The organism is Solibacillus sp. FSL R5-0691 (genome assembly GCF_037974225.1).
GTDB lineage: Bacteria > Bacillota > Bacilli > Bacillales_A > Planococcaceae > Solibacillus.
In genome coordinates this window covers 1,377,522-1,394,305 of sequence record NZ_CP150231.1, presented here as the reverse complement: position 1 = coordinate 1,394,305, position 16,784 = coordinate 1,377,522, and the positions used below count along the sequence as shown (strand labels likewise).

The following is a 16,784-nucleotide window of genomic DNA, read 5'->3' as shown; positions in this document are numbered from 1 at the left end:
TAAAAGAGTAACAACTATTAAGATGATTTTACCGAATCGGATACAGTCCGCCCCCTTAGCTTATTGATAACTATGATGAGAATTGGCAATAAAAATGAAAAAGCAATAACCCCATAAACTAAATTTTGTTTTAAAAATTCCAGTATGGAAAACCTGATCATAACATTTGCCGTGCCTCCCACAACAATGAAAAAAATAAGAAGTTTTACTTTCGGATATTTAATTTTGTTTTCAAAATAGACCACTCTTATGACAAGTACGTAATTGACGATGGTCACTAAAGACCAAGAAAGCCAAATGTAAACAAAAAATAGATCGAGCCTTTTCACAAATGTTACTTCGACCGAATGTAATATATAGAGAATTGGTTCAGGAATAAGTTTTAATTCTTCCAAAGAAAAAAACATCAACGTAAAAGTAATTGAAAGTAAGTAAAAGCTTGTTAATATAATAAAGTAAATAGCCAGCGCCTTTTTCGGCATTTTTTCACTTTTAGCTAAATATTTGCGTAGAACGATATACATTTCAGCACCGCCAAATGCATACGTACTGAAAATGAATCCCATGAACCAAGTATTAGAACGATCATAAAAAAAAGGCAGTAAATTTGTTACACTTAAATTTTTCACTGTTAAAAACATAAACAATAAAAACAGTAATAACATCGGAATTAAAACGACGCCAATATTGATTGCTGTTTCTGGCCTGCTAATACTTGCATACAGGCAAACGGATAAAAATATTGCAATCAGAACACTTTCTGGTGTGTTTGGAAAAACCCAAGTCGTTAAAACATACGTAATGTACACGACAAACACAATAATATAGCTTGTCCAGTAAATGAGGTACAATGCTTTTGTAAACTTATTCAAGAAAAAGTATTTGTGCATACGTTCAAAAAACAATAACTGCATGAAAAAAATGACCGCTACAACAAGAAACTGAATCGTAGCATCACGTTTGCTATGTTCAATAACCATATTTTGAAATGATGTATAGACAAATCCAGTTTGCATTACAAACATTAACAGAAATAATTGCACCTTTGTTAACTGGATTGTCATTCCCTATCATTCCTTTTCGATTTAAAGCTTCGAGCCTGTCTGTTCGCTCCATAATATGGGCCACGGAAAAAAACTTTTCGCATTGCTACTGGATCAAATGGGATAATCGGTGAAAAATAAGGACGTTTTAATGAACTCAAATTTAATAAATGAATAACTAATAAAAATGTGCCGATTACAATTCCAAAAAACCCAAAGAGCGAAGCTAAAAACATGAACGGGAAACGAAGCGTCCGTATCGTCGTATTAAGTTCAATTGAAGGTACTACAAAGCTCGATATCGCTGTAAATGCTACAACAATTACCATTAAATTTGAGACGAGCCCCGCACTTACAATGGCATCACCAATTACAAGACCTCCAACAATACCAATTGTCTGTCCAATTGACTTCGGCAGGCGGACACTGGCTTCACGAATCAACTCAATCGTTATTTCCATAATCATCGCTTCAATAAGTGGTCTGTATGGAATCTGGTTTATATCCGTCTTCACCTTATTTGCAAGTTCTAGCGGGAGCACTTCAAAATGAAAACTTACAATCGCAATATAAAAAGCTGGCAAAAAAATGGCGGATACGAAACCGAACAATCGTGTCAACCGGTAAAATGTGCCGACGACTACACGGGAGTTGAAATCATCCGGTGTTTGATAAAATGAAAAGAATGTAACCGGTCCAATGATTGCGTTATTCGACAAATCGCTCATTACCGCTATTTTACCTTCCAGAATATTGGCTACTACACGGTCTGGACGTTCTGTAAGCAAAAGTTGCGGAAACGGTGACCATACTTGGTCATCTAAATATTCCTCTAACTGACCCGTGCTGTAAAGCATATCAATATCGATTGCATTCAAGCGGTTCTCTACGATTTTAAGTGCCTCACTGTCCACCACATTTTCTACGTAAAAGTAATAAACCGTTGTTCTTGTTTCATTACCAAGTTGAATTGTTTTAACAACGAGTTTATTGTTCTTAATCCGTTTTCGGATCAGTTGAATATTTACATCCAAATTTTCAACCAAACCTTCATGCGAACCTCTCAATACTTGTTCATTTTCAGGTTCTTCAGGTGATTTATGCGCAAATTCCGCATTTTGTAATCGAATCATCTGTTTAGACTGTAATAGAATAATTAAAGTCTCACCATTACATACATAATCAACAAGTTTTTGCTCATCATATTTTTCTGTAGTAATTGTGATAGTTTCTTCATTAGCTAACTGTTGATTTTGCGTACTAGAATCCTGATTATTTTCACTATTTTTTTCAGATTGATTTATAACAGATTGATTAGAGTTCTGCTTTGAATTTTGGTTATTCTGTGATGAGGATTCACTCAACTTTTTCAGATTTACAAGGTTCTGTTCTACATCGGTTTTATTCACAAGCGATGAATAGTAGCATAAAATGACATTTTCTTCTCGCCCAAGTTGAATTTCTTTTGCAATAAAGTCTGAAGAATGGAGGAATTGCTTATTAAGTCGTTTAATTTCCAGCTTTATATCAATAGTTTGTGTCAAGACGACTCCCCCCTTTTTGTCACAGTATAGGAAGTTTATAAAAGAGTTATTCACTTTAGTTAAATTCGGGAAATCTGGGTAAAATAAAGGAAGGAAAACTGCAAAGTAACAGGGCTCCTTTTTTAAAATACTATTTCTCGTCTATTCCATAGCAGGAAATTAAATGTTTATTTTTTTTAAATAGGGATATACATTTATATGTTACTGAACGGAGGTTATTTAATTGAAAAAAGTAGGCATCGTTTTTTGGGGCTCATTTACTTTAGTAATGCTGGCAGTTCTTGTCGGAGTAATTGCTCCACAAACATTAGAAAATGTCACCAAAAACATTCAAAATTTACTTACTTATAATTTTGGCTGGTATTATTTATTAGTAGTTGCAATCATTATTGCATTTTGTGTATTCCTTATTTTAAGTCCAGTCGGGGCTATTCGACTAGGTAAACCGACTGATCGTCCTGAATATAGCAACGCATCGTGGTTCGCGATGCTATTTAGTGCGGGTATGGGTATTGGACTGGTATTCTGGGGTGCTGCAGAGCCATTATCCCATTTTGCTATTAGTTCTCCAGAGGCTCCTGAAGGTTCACAGCAAGCTTTAAAAGATGCATTTCGGTACACATATTTCCATTGGGGAATTTCTGCTTGGGCAATATATGGAGTAGTGGCATTAGCATTAGCCTATTTCAATTTCCGAAAGGGCGCACCAGGTTTAATCAGCTCCACATTATATCCTCTTTTAGGGGAAAAAACAAAAGGTCCCCTTGGCCACATTATTAATATAATAGCGGTCTTCGCTACCGTAGTCGGGGTTGCCACAACACTTGGCTTAGGAGCACAGCAAATAAATGGCGGACTTGCTTATTTATTCGACTTACCAATAAACTTCACTGTCCAACTAATCATTATTGCAATTGTAACTGTATTGTTTATTATTTCTGCTTCTACCGGTCTTGATAAAGGAATCCAGATTTTAAGTAATGGGAATCTATATTTAGCGGCTGGTTTATTACTATTAACATTATTCATTGGTCCTACCGTATCCATTATGAATGATTTCACATCAGGTCTAGGCAATTATCTGCAAAATTTCGTTCAAATGAGCTTACGGATGGAACCGGGAGATGTCGGAAGCCGTGATTGGATTAATGGCTGGACGATTTTCTATTGGGCATGGTGGATGTCTTGGTCGCCATTTGTCGGTATTTTCATTGCCCGTATTTCAAAAGGAAGAACTATCCGGGAATTTTTAATGGGTGTTATTTTAGCGCCGACACTTGTCAGTATTTTCTGGTTTGCAACGTTTGGGACAACAGCAATTGATACGTATATCAAGAAAGATGAAACTCTTATTGATTTGCCGACAGAACAAGTGTTATTCGGTGTATTCGATCAAATGCCACTCGGGTTTATATTATCCATTGTCGCGATGTTACTCATCATGAATTTCTTCATTACTTCAGCCGATTCTGCGACATTCGTACTTGGTATGCAAACAACATTCGGCTCAATGAATCCTTCATTTAAAATCAAGTTGGTATGGGGAATTTTACAGGCGGCTATTGCGGCAAGCCTTCTGTTCTCAGGCGGTCTGTCCGCCCTGCAGAATGCCGCCATAATTGTTGCTTTCCCGTTCTCGTTTATCATTTTGCTGATGATTCTCTCGCTCTACAAATCGTTAATGGCCGAGAGGAAAAAATTAGGTCTCTATATTCGGCCGAAAAAACAGCATGCCTCGAATGGTCAGAAAAAGGATATTTAGCTCACCCATAAGAAAAGCGCCGCAAATATGCGGCGCTTTGTTTTTGTAATATACTTTGGGAAAATCGAATGTACACCTATTTCCCTTCTACTGCAAACGGTTGCTCACTATTAAACCTATCTCTAGTACTTTTGCGTGGCTTCGTTGATTTATACCATTGCCAGCAGAAAATAATAATGAGCGCTACTTCAATCCAATCCCCTGCATAATACATGACCATGCTTCCCATTTCCGCCTCTTGCTGCGAAATTCCCGCTGGTGGATTGGCGTACATATACTTCGACAATATATCGTGCCCGGCGATTGCGATGATTAAAACTGCCGCGCGGAATCGGTAAGAATATTGATGGTAGACCGGATCGAAATAAATAATGGAAATTGTAAACACATACCCTGCGATGAAAAAATGCAAATGTACAAACAAAGCAAATAGCGCATTTTCATGCATTAAAACAAACAAATTCGTTGTGTATAATAACCAAAGTCCTCCTACATTTAAAATTGCGGCAGTAATCGGATGCGAAACGAATTGTAGCAAGCGACTTTTTAAAATGGAAGTCAGCTTGCGTGCGAACGTTGTGTTTGCAGTTCTGAGCGTCAAAGTCACCGGTTTGGCAACTGCCATAAAAATTGGTGCAACCATACTTAATAGTAAGTGGCTCACCATATGTGCTGTAAAGTTGGAATGTGCACTGTTTGCCAACGGACCGACAACTGCTACAAGTGCAACAACCATACCGATTGTCCAACAAACGGTACGGAAAATGGGCCATTTTTTATATCGCTGATTTGTTATGATGACAGCTGTTATATAGGCTACCAGCAAAAATATGAAGAAAAACCCGAGCAATAATTGAGGATTTATTCCAGATACTGAATGGTTCATAGCACTCTGTCCATGGTTGTGCAGTAAGTATAGGCTATTCATTTGCATTCTTCTCTTTTAGAGTACTGTTTTTTGATGTGCGGAATAATAGAAAAATTCCGATGAGTAAAATGATTAGTGCACCGACATTCCACACAATATCGTATACAATGACATTGTCAACGTACCGGATTTGGTGAATTCGCATCCATTTATGTTGAATGATGCCGTCATACAATTGAAATACACCAATTCCTAATAATACGCCACCAAGCCAGCGTTGAAAGATCAGGCCATTTCTCCGACGCAGATCCGCAAATAAAAACAATCCTGCTATTGTAGCAAACCAGCTAAAAGCATGAAAAATACCATCGGAAATTAACCCGATATCCGTTGTCGATTTGTCGTAGAAATGATGCCACCTTAACAGCTGATGGAAAACAGTTTCGTCAATAAAAGCAATCAGACCGACGCCAAACAAGATGCCTGACCACATGTTCCGGCGCGAAACTTCTATCTCGTTGTTATTTTTCATGTACATTCAGAGCCCCTTTACGTGTAATAACTTACATTTAATCTCTCCAAATACAACACAACATATTCGATAATAGAAGTTCCCCTCTTACCTTATTGATTAAACCTGATTGCTATTAATTTCCTGCATATAATCCTTGCTGTTCGAACGTTTTAATCAATTCACTTATATAATCATTCATTTCTTGCTCGGTCGGGATATTTCCAAGCAGCTCAGGGATTGTATACATTTCCCCATCCTTGACTATCTGATCAATTTTCATTGTATTTTCTATATGGATAAGGGGATTTTCATTCAATACTAATAAGTCCGCTATAAAACCTTCTTTTATATCGCCTAAGTCCGCTATTTTCAAAGCTTTCGCTGCATTAATGGTAGCTTGCTGAAGTGCCTCTACTGGTGTAAATCCGGCATCAACAAAAAGCTGAAGCTCACGGTGCAATGCAAAGCCCGGATATGTATAGATTCCTGCGGGCGTATCTGTGCCTGTCACGACAGTCCCACCCATTTTATAATAGGTATAAGCGATTTTTTGAATGGTTTTCGTTTGAATACCTAACGTAGCCTGGCCTTGTTTTGCATGTGCAGCTTGTGGCCAGTGTTTAAATAAGTAGTCACTGTTCTCCATATGATCAACAATTTCATGATTAATTGTCCAATATTGGTCTGCTAATCGCATCTGATCGTATAATACGATTGTCGGACAAAGCTTTATATCTTTTTTCAACAATTGTTTACATATGTTTGTTATCAACTCCTCATTAGGCTGATCCCACGGAATTGTATCCCAGATTTCTTTCGGTGCATCCATTGTCCACTGCGGGTACATCGCTTGAATAATACCGGAGCAATGTTCCAGCCAATCAATCCCTATATCCGCTGCAAGAAGTGCATCCACTTTTTTGGAATAGATAATATCACTGCTTACTTCTAGATTATGTTTGCGCGCTTCTTCTACTACTACTTTCATATATTCAGGATCAAGCCAGCCGTAAACTTTAATAAAATGTGTACCCAGTTCTATTTGCCGCGCTACTTCCTGTCTTGCAAGATCTGCATTGTCGACATTGATATTATAGGCCGTATCATCTCCCCACAAGCCTGGGGGACCATCAATCATTCGATCTGCTGAAATAACACGAGGCTCCATTTCGCTTCCATTCGCATCAATAAATGGTTTTAATTCAATAATGCTCCCCGCAGTATTGCGAACCGTTGTAATACCCGCTGCTGTAAAGTAGTTGGCAAAGTGCTTTTTGATATGGACATGCATATCAATCAATCCCGGAATTAGCCATTTATCCGTACAATCCATTACTTCAACATGATCCAATTGAAGATTAGGTGCTACTTTTACTATTTTATTATTTTCAATATACACATCCTGTCTCGTAAAATCCCCTGTTTCCATATTTACTACAAAACCGTTTTTTAATAGTTTCATTTCCAGTCCCCTTTACTTTTTTATTTCTTAATAAATTTTAGTTTAATTTAAATATTCTGGAAATGATATAATTTTATTACAATAAGAATGAGGTGACTTTGATGGATACAGTCGACGAAAAAATGACAATTAGAAAAGCGAATGAAAATGATGCTTCACAAATACTCGCAGTGATGAAAGATGCAGAACAGTCGGGATATATGCTCTATGCACCTGATGAACGAAACTTGGCACCAGCTTCTTTGTGCAAGTTAATTCAATCCATAAACCAATCCCCTACATCTGGCTTCTTTATCGCAGAGCATGACGATGAAATATTAGGTTATCTCTTATTAAAAGCGGAAACGTTATCCCGTACTTCTCATAGGGCACAAATTGCTGTCGGGGTACATAGTAAAAGTCGCGGTAAAGGAATTGGTACTGCTTTGTTCGACTATGTGATTCAATGGGCAAAAGAGTCACAGCTCCACCGTCTGGAGTTAACGGTCATTGAGCATAATGAACAAGCAGTACATCTTTATAAGAAAATGGGGTTTGAAGTAGAAGGAGTGAAAAGAAATTCTTTACTGATTGACGGTCATTATGTTAATGAACTGTATATGTCAAAATTACTTTAATTTAAAAAGGGGCTACTCAAAAATGAGCAACCCCTCTTCATTGTTTCACTATTAATCTAGCGCTCTAACCTTAATTGGAAACAGTGAGTTTTCCAATCGTTCACGGTAGTCTTCATATTGTACCGGCAACTTTAGCTGCTCGCCCATTGTTTCAGGCGTTTCATCATGCGCAAATCCTGGAGGATCTGTCGCAATTTCAAATAAAATTTCTCCTGCCTCACGGAAATAGATGGCATTGAAATAATTTCGATCTTTTATGTCCGTTACATGCTGACCTTTATCCATCGCGTATTGCTGCCATTCTTTATGGTCTTGATCATCATTAGCACGCCATGCAATATGATGTACCGTTCCTACCCCCATCGTTCCGCGATTACCGACTGACATTTTGACGTCCACGATATTGCCGATAGATGCTGTTGCTTTTAGTCGCACAAAATCTCCTTCGCGGCCAATCTCTTCAAGTCCCATCACGTCAACTAATGTACGGATTGTTTCTTCCGGCTGTGATGAATATAAAATTGCCCCGCCAAATCCTTTAATTGCGACATCAGCAGGTATTCCTCCAAACGTCCAGCCATTTGGAGAACCTCCATCACGTTCGACAATTTCGAGATGCAGACCATGTGGATCATCAAAACGTAAATAGCTCTCTCCAAATCTAGTTACTTCATTATATAATATATTTAATTTTGTTAAGCGATCTTTCCAAAAACCCAATGCTCCCACTGGTACAACATATGTCGTCACGCCAACCTGACCGTCGCCGATGCTGCCTTTATATGCTGCAGGCCAAGGGAAGAACGTAATAATTGTTCCCGGCTCACCGCCTTCATTCCCGAAATATAAATGATATGTTCCTGGGTCATCAAAATTGACTGTTTTCTTTACAAGACGTAACCCAAGAACTCCCGCATAGAAATCGACATTTTCCTGAGGATGACCGACGATTGCTGTAATGTGATGAATACCCGATGTACGTTTTTTCATATTCATTTCCTCCATTCGTAAAAACTGAACACAGCGTTCCATTTGATAAAACACTCTGTCCAATTTTTATGTAATAAATCTGGCACATGCAGTCACATGTGCCAGATTGTTGATTATCGATTAACGAATTGTTTTTAATGCTTTTGACCATGGAATTACTTGGTCCAGCATTTGGTTTACTGAATCAGCCTGTACATCTTTCGGTTTGAAAGTAGTACCATTTTCGAAATCAGTGAATAATGATAATGCTGGGTGTACACGTACATCCGCAACAAGTAATTCACCTAAAATACCGCGTAAATGCTCAGTAGCACGTGCGCCACCAACAGAACCGTAAGATACGATACCTGCAGCTTTATTGTTCCACTCCTCACGCAAGTAGTCTAAAGCATTTTTAAGTGCGCCCGTAATTGAATGGTTATATTCTTGAACAATGAATACAAAACCATCTTGTTTTGCAATTGCTTCAGACCAGCCTGCAGCACCTGATGCATCCCCGCCTGGCTCTCCTAATAATGGCAATTTGAAATCCGCAATATCAATAATTGTATAGTTCGCATCGCCGCGTTTATCTGCGATTTCTTTCACCCATGCACCGACTTGAGGGCTTACACGACCTTCACGAGTTGATCCTAAAATGATACCGATGTTTAGTTTTTCCACTTTGTTTTCCTCCGCTTTCTTAGTTCCAAATAGTTTACTGATGAATCCCATTTCTTACACTCCTTCAATTATCTTGAATTCAAGATATCAACTAATACTTGAGGCTTTTATAGATGGATATAGGCATGAATACAAATAATTGAAGTATTTGCCTCAAGTCTTAATTTGGTACTTTTATGCATTCGTATCAGTAACGTAAATCATTATTGCCTTATTACTGACAATTTATCCTTGCAGTTCTTTCAATATTAAGCAGCAGGGTTTAATTCTAACTCTACTTTGATTTTAATATCTTTTCCTACTAGTACGCCGCCTGTTTCTAAAGCTGCATTCCATGTTAAACCGAAATCTTCACGGTTGATTTTAGTTTCGGCTTCAAAACCGTATACTTCAACGCCCCATGGATTCGTACCTTTACCACCGTATTCAACTTCAAATGTAACCGGTTTTGTTACATCTTTAATTGTTAAGTCACCAGTCACTTTGTAGTCATCGCCATCTTTTTCAATGTTTGTTGCTGTAAACGTGATTTTCCCAAACTCATCAGTACTGAAGAAGTCCGCTGATTTCAAGTGGTTATCGCGATCTTCATTGTTCGTATTAATGCTTGCTACATCCAGTTCAAAGTTGATTGATGCAGTAGTTAAATCCGTTAAGTCTGCCGCTTCCACGTTTGCTGAATATTGATTGAATTGACCTTTAACTTTTGATACCATCATGTGTTTAACTTCAAATCCGATTGTTGAGTGTGTTTGATCTACTGTAAATGTTGTCATTTTATATTTTCCTCCAATTTATCTCGATTTCAAGATATATACTCAAAATAAAATTCCGAAACCAGATATCTCGAACTTGAGATAAATATATCATGTGTATTAATAAAGGTCAACAACAAATTAAAAATTTATTTTCTTGTTCTGCTTATACCTTTTTTTATAGCCTTCGATAAGAAAAATCCCCCACTTCACCATAAAAAAAGCGAGATGAAGTTTTAATCACTTCACCTCGCTCAATTCAAATTAAATTTCGTACTCGATTACAACTTCTTTACTGTTACTAATATTCGGTGATGGCTGAGAATTATAAACACGTGAATATGGCGGCACCGAATATGTCAACCAAATATTACTGCCAAGCACTGTGTCATGGCCAATTGTTGTTTTCCCGCCTAAGATTGTTGCACCGGCATAGATGACAACATTGTCCTCAATGTTCGGATGACGTTTTACACCTTTTATCGGGTTTCCGTTTTCATCGAGCGGGAAGCTTAATGCACCTAATGTTACACCTTGATAGATTTTAACGTTGTTGCCGATTGTGCATGTTTCTCCAATTACGACACCTGTACCATGGTCAATGAAAAACGAATGGCCGATCTTCGCACCTGGATGAATATCGATTCCTGTTAACTGGTGTGCATATTCAGACATGATACGTGGAACGATTGTGACATCCATATTATATAGTTCATGTGCGATACGATGGATAAATACAGCACGGATCGACGGGTAGCTTAACATGATTTCTTCAGTTGATGTAGCAGCCGGATCACCGTTATAAGCAGCTTGAATATCTGTTTGAATCGTTTCACGGATTTCCGGGAAACGGTCCATTAACTTCATCACAACATGATCTGCTTTTTCTCGGCATTGGCCATCACAATTATCAAAGTTTTGGTACACTAATACTTTTTCGATAATATCACGCAAATCCAGTGCTGATTGACGAAGATTATTATTTAATTTCATCAATGTACGTGTTTCATCGACAACACCTTGATTATAGATTGTCGGGAAGAAAATCTCATAAAAACTATCCAAAATATGATGGATTTGATCACGGCCCGTGAATCCAATCGATTTTTCTACTTCAATATGCTTTTTATTATAGTCGATTAACTTATTTGCGATTGTTGATGTTTCTTTATTTAACCAGTCCTCGATTTTCATGCCAAAACTCCTTTTCTCTTTAAAATACATAGTAATGAAGATTATACTACACAAAACGCGCAGTTTGGTCCTTCTTTTCAAAATTGTAAAGCAGCCTAAGAGCAATAGCCAGTAAAGAGCTTTCTCTCTCCTCATCACGCAAAACAAATTGAGAAACAATACGAATTTAAAAGAACATGTTAGCCTTTTATTTCTTCATTTTCAAACCACCATTCATAAACGATTAATAATTAGTAATATATTTTTCAAAAAAAAGAATGAATGACTAGTAATCTATAATATAATTAATTCATTAGTCTAAATAATCTGAAGGTAGAGGGAGAATTATTTATGTCACAAGCGAAAAGTATTAACTACTACAAACAATTAATTGATTTAAAAAAAGTTGAACAAATTGAAGCACAGTTTCAACGATTACTTGATGTTTCGATTGATTCCATAACTGACCTGGAGAATTGGATTGAGGAAGAAAAGGCATTACGCTTTGAAATTGAAGAAGCATTGACAGGCCACCTTGTCGACTTCTACCGAAATACAGAGGATCCGGATATTAAATCAACATACCTTCACGATCAGCAAGTCATTCAGCCTTTGATGATGAAATACGAAGCAAAGCTAAAAAATGCTGCGAATCCCCTTATTTCAAAGAGTTAGATGATAAGCGTTACGGTTTGATGCGCAATTTTAGAGAGTCAAAAGTAAAACTGTTTAGAGAAGAAAATATCCCACTGTTTGTAAAGGAACAAGAACTAAGCACAAAGTACAGTGAAATCATGGGCGGACTTACAGTTGAATGGGACGGAGAAGAAAAACCTTTCCCGTTTATCGAATCACAGCTTGATAATTTAGACAGAAGTGTTCGGGAAAAAGCCTATCATTTAATTAGAGCTGCCTACCGTCAAATTAAACCTGAAACGGATGCACTCATGGATGAGCTCGTTCAGCTGCGCCACCAGATTGCAGTCAATGCGGGTTTTAATAATTATCGTGATTATATGTTTGTTGCAAAAAACCGTGAGTATAGTATTGAAGATTGTTATGACTTCCATGAAAATGTTGAAAAGCATATCATTCCCGCCTGGAATCGGCTTGCAAATGTTTTTAAATCCAAACTTGGTGTCGACTCATATCGCCCATGGGATAACACCGCTAAACTGCTGAAAAATGCTCCTTATACCGAAACATCCGTGCTTGTGGATGGCGTTGCTGAAATGTTAGGAAAAACAGATCCGTATTTTTCAGACCGTTTGGAGTACATGAGAGCAAATGGATTGCTTGATCTTGGGGACCGTAAAGGTAAAAGTCCTGGTGGTTTCTGTGTCCCTTTACCAGTTTCAGGAGATACGTTCGTCTTTGCAAACTTTAGCCCATCCTTTTTCTCGCTTATTGCACTCATTCATGAAATGGGTCACGCAGTAAATGGTTATCTTCAAGCTTCGGAACAAGGCCCTATCGAAGAATTTCAGTGGCGAGCGGAAGTAGCTGAATTGTATTCACACGGAATGGAATTATTGTTATTGGATAAGTTTGATCTGTTTTATCCGGAAGAAGAGGAATTCAAAAGTGCGCAACGTGAAGAACTAAGACGGGCATTTACGATGTTATTCGGCCCATTGTCAGGCGACCTTTTCCAGCACTGGATGTATACAAATCCTCAACATACCGCTAAGGAACGTGACGAAAAGTACTTTGAGATTTTAAAACGATACGGCTTGAACCCCGTTGATACTGCCGGGTTTGAAGAAGAAATTGGCATGAGCTGGATCGGGACACTTCATTTTATTCAATATCCTTTCTATGATATTGAATACTCGATGTCGATGCTTGGTGCACTGCAATTACTTGAAAATTATCAAAAGAATCCAAAGCAAGCTGTCGAATTTTATAAAAAAGGTGCAAGTGCCGATTACAATCAATCCATTGCAGCGATTTATAAAGAAACCGGCGTTGATTTTGACTTTTCGGAGTCAACTGTAAAACGAATGGGTGAATTTCTGGAAAAAGTGATTCACGATATTAATTCATAATCGGTAGAGAATAATTTGAAAAGAACGAATTCCCTGTTCGGAAATTCGTTCTTTTTTAGTTATAGCCATTCATATTTCCTAGTTACTGCCTTTAACAATGTTCTTCACACCGATATAAGTTGCATAAAAATACCCGCCATAAATGAGGACAAGGATTACTGAGCTGACTAGTATACTTTCGTAGTTGAAATGGAACATTCCGCTGACCGCCTTAATACCGATAATGGAATGAATGACAGCCAGACCAAGCGGGAGTAAAAAATAGATGAGGCATTGTTTTAATATCGCCCCGTTTATCATTTTATCCGTAACACCGATTTTCTTCAATGCTATATAGCGTCCCAAACTGTCACTTGCATCAGATAACTGCTGCAATGCCATAACAGCCGCGCTCGATACAATAAAGACGAGCCCTAAAAATAAACCAAGGAATATAAATAATGCCGCAGAACCATTTTCCCGCTCTTTTATTTGATCGATTGTACTTCCGATAACTAAACCGGGACGAATGTTTCTGTATTTATTTTCTTCAAGCTCATAAAATAGATTTGAAAATTTCTCTTCTGATTTTTCAAAGGAGCGCTCTTCATATACTACGTTAAAACTTGAGAATTCTAATTGAAGGTTGCCCTTAAAATTATCAGGAATGATAAGATAAAAGAACTTACTGCCCTTGTTAATTCTTATATTTTCATCAATAGCCACATCATTCTTTAGTGTATAGGCTTTATTTTCAATTATAATATTTTCTTCATTTTTCATATACTCTGGCAAAGCTTGAATGATCTCGCCATAGCTTGATACAACAAGTACCTCATCATCCTTTAAATCAAAATGCTCTTGCCCCTTCAGATCAAGAATTGCATTATAATCCGATATTTTTATAGCAGATACCGGACCATACAAGTAATTTTCCTGTATAGCAATCTGTTCCTGTTCACTTAAATACTTGGACAACAAATCCTCGATTGATAAATCAAGAAGGTATTCATTAAAAAAGGCATGTTTTTCATTCGGTTCAAATGTAAAGTCAATATCATTTAAATAGTTTTTGATATTATTCACTTCAGATTCCCCTTCGTCCTGGTCAGCTACAAGAAATGCCGAAGCATCAAAAGGAAACGTTTTAGCCGAGTTTTTATCGATTGTTCCTTTTAAATCAAAAGCAGTAAAGATGAGGGAGATTGTTAAGAAAAGCATGAGACAGATAATTGTCATGGAAAGGAAGTTCGTGTTGACCTTATTGTTTATTTGTCTTAGGATAAAAATATTTATATCTTTCAAATAGTATCTCTTATTCTTTTGCACAATATGGATAAAGAAGCTCGAAAGGCTGAAAAAGAATAAAAGTGTTCCAAACACCCCAGCCAAAACTGTGATGATCAATTCCATACTTGCAGCGTTTAAACCGGTCTTCAGAATTCTACTATAGGCAAATACTAAAAAAGCCAAAGATAGAATAAATGTTAGCACGGATACGACAGAATTTTTCAGCTTTAATTCTTCGTTACGTTTAGAGGCATTTAACATATCGATCAATTTGTATTTGGAAATCGTATACTGGTTGAAAATCATGACGAGTAAATAGATGATACCAAAGTAAACAATTGATTTGATCATGGCGCCAAGTGAAAAAACAAATGTATATTTCTTGATATCCATAGATAGGATGTTTGCCGTCAGTACCGATAAGCCTTGCGATACAATTACCCCAAGTCCAATACCCGCAACTAAAGAGACGACACCGATCAGAAGCGTTTCGACAATTAAAATTCTCGAGATTTTCCCTTTTGACATACCTAATGTCATGTATAAGCCAAGCTCTCTTTTCCTTTTTTTGATCAAAAAATTATTGGCATATACTATCAAACCTCCAAGAACAACTGATACAAATACTGATGTTCCAGACATGAGCAATTCTAATGATTCACGAAATACACTATTTTGGTTCATTTCCTGAATTGCTTGTTGCGAGTCAAGAGAGTTGAAACTGTAAAAAATACAAACACCTAAAGTCAATGTCAGAAAATAGATTGAATAATCTTTAAAGCTTCTCTTTACATTATTGAATGCGATTTTAGAGAACATTGCCGACATCGCCTCCAAGTAAAGTCACCACTTCAATGATTTTATTGAAGAATTCCTTTCTCGTATCATTTCCGCGCACGAGCTCATTAAAGATCCGACCATCTTTTATAAACAATATTCTATTGGCATAACTTGCAGTAAACGAGTCATGGGTAACCATCAAAATTGTTGACTGGTATTCTTTATTCAGTTTTTCAAAAGAATCCAGCAATAATCGTGATGATTTTGAATCGAGTGCACCTGTTGGTTCATCGGCTAAGATGAGGGAAGGCTCCGTTACAATCGCTCTGGCACATGCGACCCTTTGTTTTTGCCCACCTGACAATTGAAATGGATATTTACTAAGGATGCCCGTAATATCAAGCTTTTCCGCAACATCTTTAATAAGTTGGTCGATTTCCATTGCCTCTCTTTTTTGAATCGTCAAAGCCAAAGCGATGTTTTCATAAGCTGTCAGCGTATCCAGCAGATTAAAATCCTGAAAGATAAAACCTAACTCGTCACGTCGGAATGCTTCAAGCCCTTTCTTCTTTAATGTTGTAATATCCTGATTATTGATTATAATTTTGCCAGTTGTCACCTGATCAATTGTCGAAATACAATTCAGAAGCGTTGTCTTTCCGCTCCCTGAAGGTCCCATGATTCCTAAAAACTCGCCTTCATTTACGGTAAAGCTAATATTATCGATCGCTTTTGTAATATTGCCTTTGTTTCCGTAGTATTTTTCGATTTTTTCTACGCTTAATATCGGTTGCATACGTTTCCTCCAAGATAGATCTATTTTTTCACATCAAATTCGGCCTGTGTTTCCATAATTTTTTTCCCTTTTACATATATCGTGACACCGTAATGCCCCTCTTCAAGACCTTCCGGAACAGATAGCTCGGCAATGAAATATTTCGCATCGTTTACAGTTACTTCTTCCTCCACTACAAATCGGTTCGCTGTTTTAATTTTACCTTTATACCAAACAACTTCTGCCTTATTAGTCCAGAATCGATTTCTCTTCGCGGCAAAATATATTTTTTCACCTGATGTAAACGTATTTGTTATATCAGCAGGTTTCCCCTTTTCATCAATCGTTTTTGCCATGACGCCCTCTACTATTTTTGGCTCTGAAACATATTCATACACTAGGAAAATCCCAAGACCTAACAGAAAGATTCCTAATATTGCAATGGCTTTTTTCATTTTTTATTCCCCCTAATTGATTTCTAACTGTATCTTATCAATAGGTAATGGGAAGACATATTGGTT

At 37.3% G+C, this 16,784-nt stretch carries 16 protein-coding genes; 4 read left to right on the top strand and 12 right to left on the bottom strand.

Features of this window, described 5'->3' with window-relative positions; translation table 11 throughout:
• Positions 1-17 precede the first annotated feature (17 nt).
• Together MKY51_RS06755 and MKY51_RS06750 are read right to left on the bottom strand one after the other, a co-directional pair.
• The gene (locus tag MKY51_RS06755) at positions 18-1,064 is read right to left on the bottom strand and encodes a GerAB/ArcD/ProY family transporter (RefSeq protein WP_339176079.1); all 1,047 of its coding nucleotides are present in this window, start codon (positions 1,062-1,064) and stop codon (positions 18-20) included.
• Positions 1,061-2,587 carry a spore germination protein gene (locus tag MKY51_RS06750; RefSeq protein ID WP_339176078.1) on the bottom strand — a complete coding sequence of 509 codons (1,527 nt, stop codon included), beginning with the start codon at positions 2,585-2,587 and terminating at the stop codon, positions 1,061-1,063. Before MKY51_RS06750 ends, MKY51_RS06755 begins: the two co-directional genes overlap by 4 nt.
• A 223-nt stretch (positions 2,588-2,810) precedes the next feature.
• Here MKY51_RS06750 and MKY51_RS06745 point away from each other — a divergent pair, with 223 nt between their 5' ends.
• Positions 2,811-4,349 carry a BCCT family transporter gene (locus MKY51_RS06745; protein WP_339176077.1) on the top strand — a complete coding sequence of 513 codons (1,539 nt, stop codon included), beginning with the start codon at positions 2,811-2,813 and terminating at the stop codon, positions 4,347-4,349.
• 76 nt (positions 4,350-4,425) lie between these two features.
• Here MKY51_RS06745 and MKY51_RS06740 read toward each other — a convergent pair whose 3' ends face one another.
• From MKY51_RS06740 to MKY51_RS06730, 3 genes are all read right to left on the bottom strand, one after another.
• Positions 4,426-5,235, bottom strand: a complete 810-nt coding sequence (locus MKY51_RS06740) for a cytochrome c oxidase assembly protein (protein ID WP_339176076.1) — start codon at positions 5,233-5,235, stop codon at positions 4,426-4,428.
• Between the two features lie 34 nt (positions 5,236-5,269).
• Positions 5,270-5,749: a DUF2243 domain-containing protein gene (locus MKY51_RS06735; protein WP_339176074.1), complete on the bottom strand. Its 480-nt coding sequence runs from the start codon at positions 5,747-5,749 to the stop codon at positions 5,270-5,272.
• Between the two features lie 115 nt (positions 5,750-5,864).
• Positions 5,865-7,193, bottom strand: coding sequence for an amidohydrolase family protein (locus MKY51_RS06730; protein WP_339176073.1), 1,329 nt, complete (start codon positions 7,191-7,193; stop codon positions 5,865-5,867).
• 101 nt (positions 7,194-7,294) lie between these two features.
• Between MKY51_RS06730 and MKY51_RS06725 the strand changes: the two genes are divergently transcribed.
• Positions 7,295-7,810, top strand: a complete 516-nt coding sequence (locus MKY51_RS06725; RefSeq protein ID WP_339176072.1) for a GNAT family N-acetyltransferase — start codon at positions 7,295-7,297, stop codon at positions 7,808-7,810.
• Between the two features lie 51 nt (positions 7,811-7,861).
• Here the strand turns inward: MKY51_RS06725 and MKY51_RS06720 are convergent, their stop codons facing one another.
• From MKY51_RS06720 to epsC, 4 genes are all read right to left on the bottom strand, one after another.
• A complete protein-coding gene (locus MKY51_RS06720; protein ID WP_339176071.1) occupies positions 7,862-8,800 on the bottom strand; it encodes a ring-cleaving dioxygenase in 939 nt (312 codons plus the stop codon).
• Positions 8,801-8,920: 120 nt separating this feature from the next.
• Positions 8,921-9,514, bottom strand: coding sequence for an NADPH-dependent FMN reductase (locus MKY51_RS06715; RefSeq protein ID WP_339176070.1), 594 nt, complete (start codon positions 9,512-9,514; stop codon positions 8,921-8,923).
• A gap of 197 nt (positions 9,515-9,711) precedes the next feature.
• A complete protein-coding gene (locus tag MKY51_RS06710) occupies positions 9,712-10,239 on the bottom strand; it encodes a YceI family protein (protein ID WP_339176069.1) in 528 nt (175 codons plus the stop codon).
• Positions 10,240-10,482: 243 nt separating this feature from the next.
• Entirely contained in the window at positions 10,483-11,412 is a 930-nt protein-coding gene (gene epsC, locus MKY51_RS06705; RefSeq protein ID WP_339176067.1) for a serine O-acetyltransferase EpsC, read from the bottom strand.
• A 330-nt stretch (positions 11,413-11,742) separates the two neighbouring features.
• Between epsC and MKY51_RS06700 the strand changes: the two genes are divergently transcribed.
• Complete coding sequence (locus MKY51_RS06700; protein ID WP_339176066.1) at positions 11,743-12,066, top strand: hypothetical protein; 324 nt, start codon at positions 11,743-11,745, stop codon at positions 12,064-12,066.
• Between the two features lie 20 nt (positions 12,067-12,086).
• Positions 12,087-13,439: a M3 family oligoendopeptidase gene (locus MKY51_RS06695; protein WP_339176065.1), complete on the top strand. Its 1,353-nt coding sequence runs from the start codon at positions 12,087-12,089 to the stop codon at positions 13,437-13,439.
• 78 nt (positions 13,440-13,517) lie between these two features.
• On the opposite strand, the gene MKY51_RS06690 is transcribed toward MKY51_RS06695, so the two are convergent.
• Genes MKY51_RS06690 through MKY51_RS06680 form a run of 3 tightly spaced genes read right to left on the bottom strand, consistent with a single transcriptional unit; the run spans position 13,518 to position 16,718 of the window.
• Entirely contained in the window at positions 13,518-15,527 is a 2,010-nt protein-coding gene (locus MKY51_RS06690; RefSeq protein ID WP_339176064.1) for an ABC transporter permease, read from the bottom strand.
• Positions 15,517-16,284 carry an ABC transporter ATP-binding protein gene (locus tag MKY51_RS06685; RefSeq protein WP_339176063.1) on the bottom strand — a complete coding sequence of 256 codons (768 nt, stop codon included), beginning with the start codon at positions 16,282-16,284 and terminating at the stop codon, positions 15,517-15,519. The genes MKY51_RS06690 and MKY51_RS06685 overlap by 11 nt, the downstream gene beginning before the upstream one ends.
• Before the next feature lie 20 nt (positions 16,285-16,304).
• Complete coding sequence (locus MKY51_RS06680; protein ID WP_339176062.1) at positions 16,305-16,718, bottom strand: hypothetical protein; 414 nt, start codon at positions 16,716-16,718, stop codon at positions 16,305-16,307.
• Between the last annotated feature and the right edge of the window lie 66 nt (positions 16,719-16,784).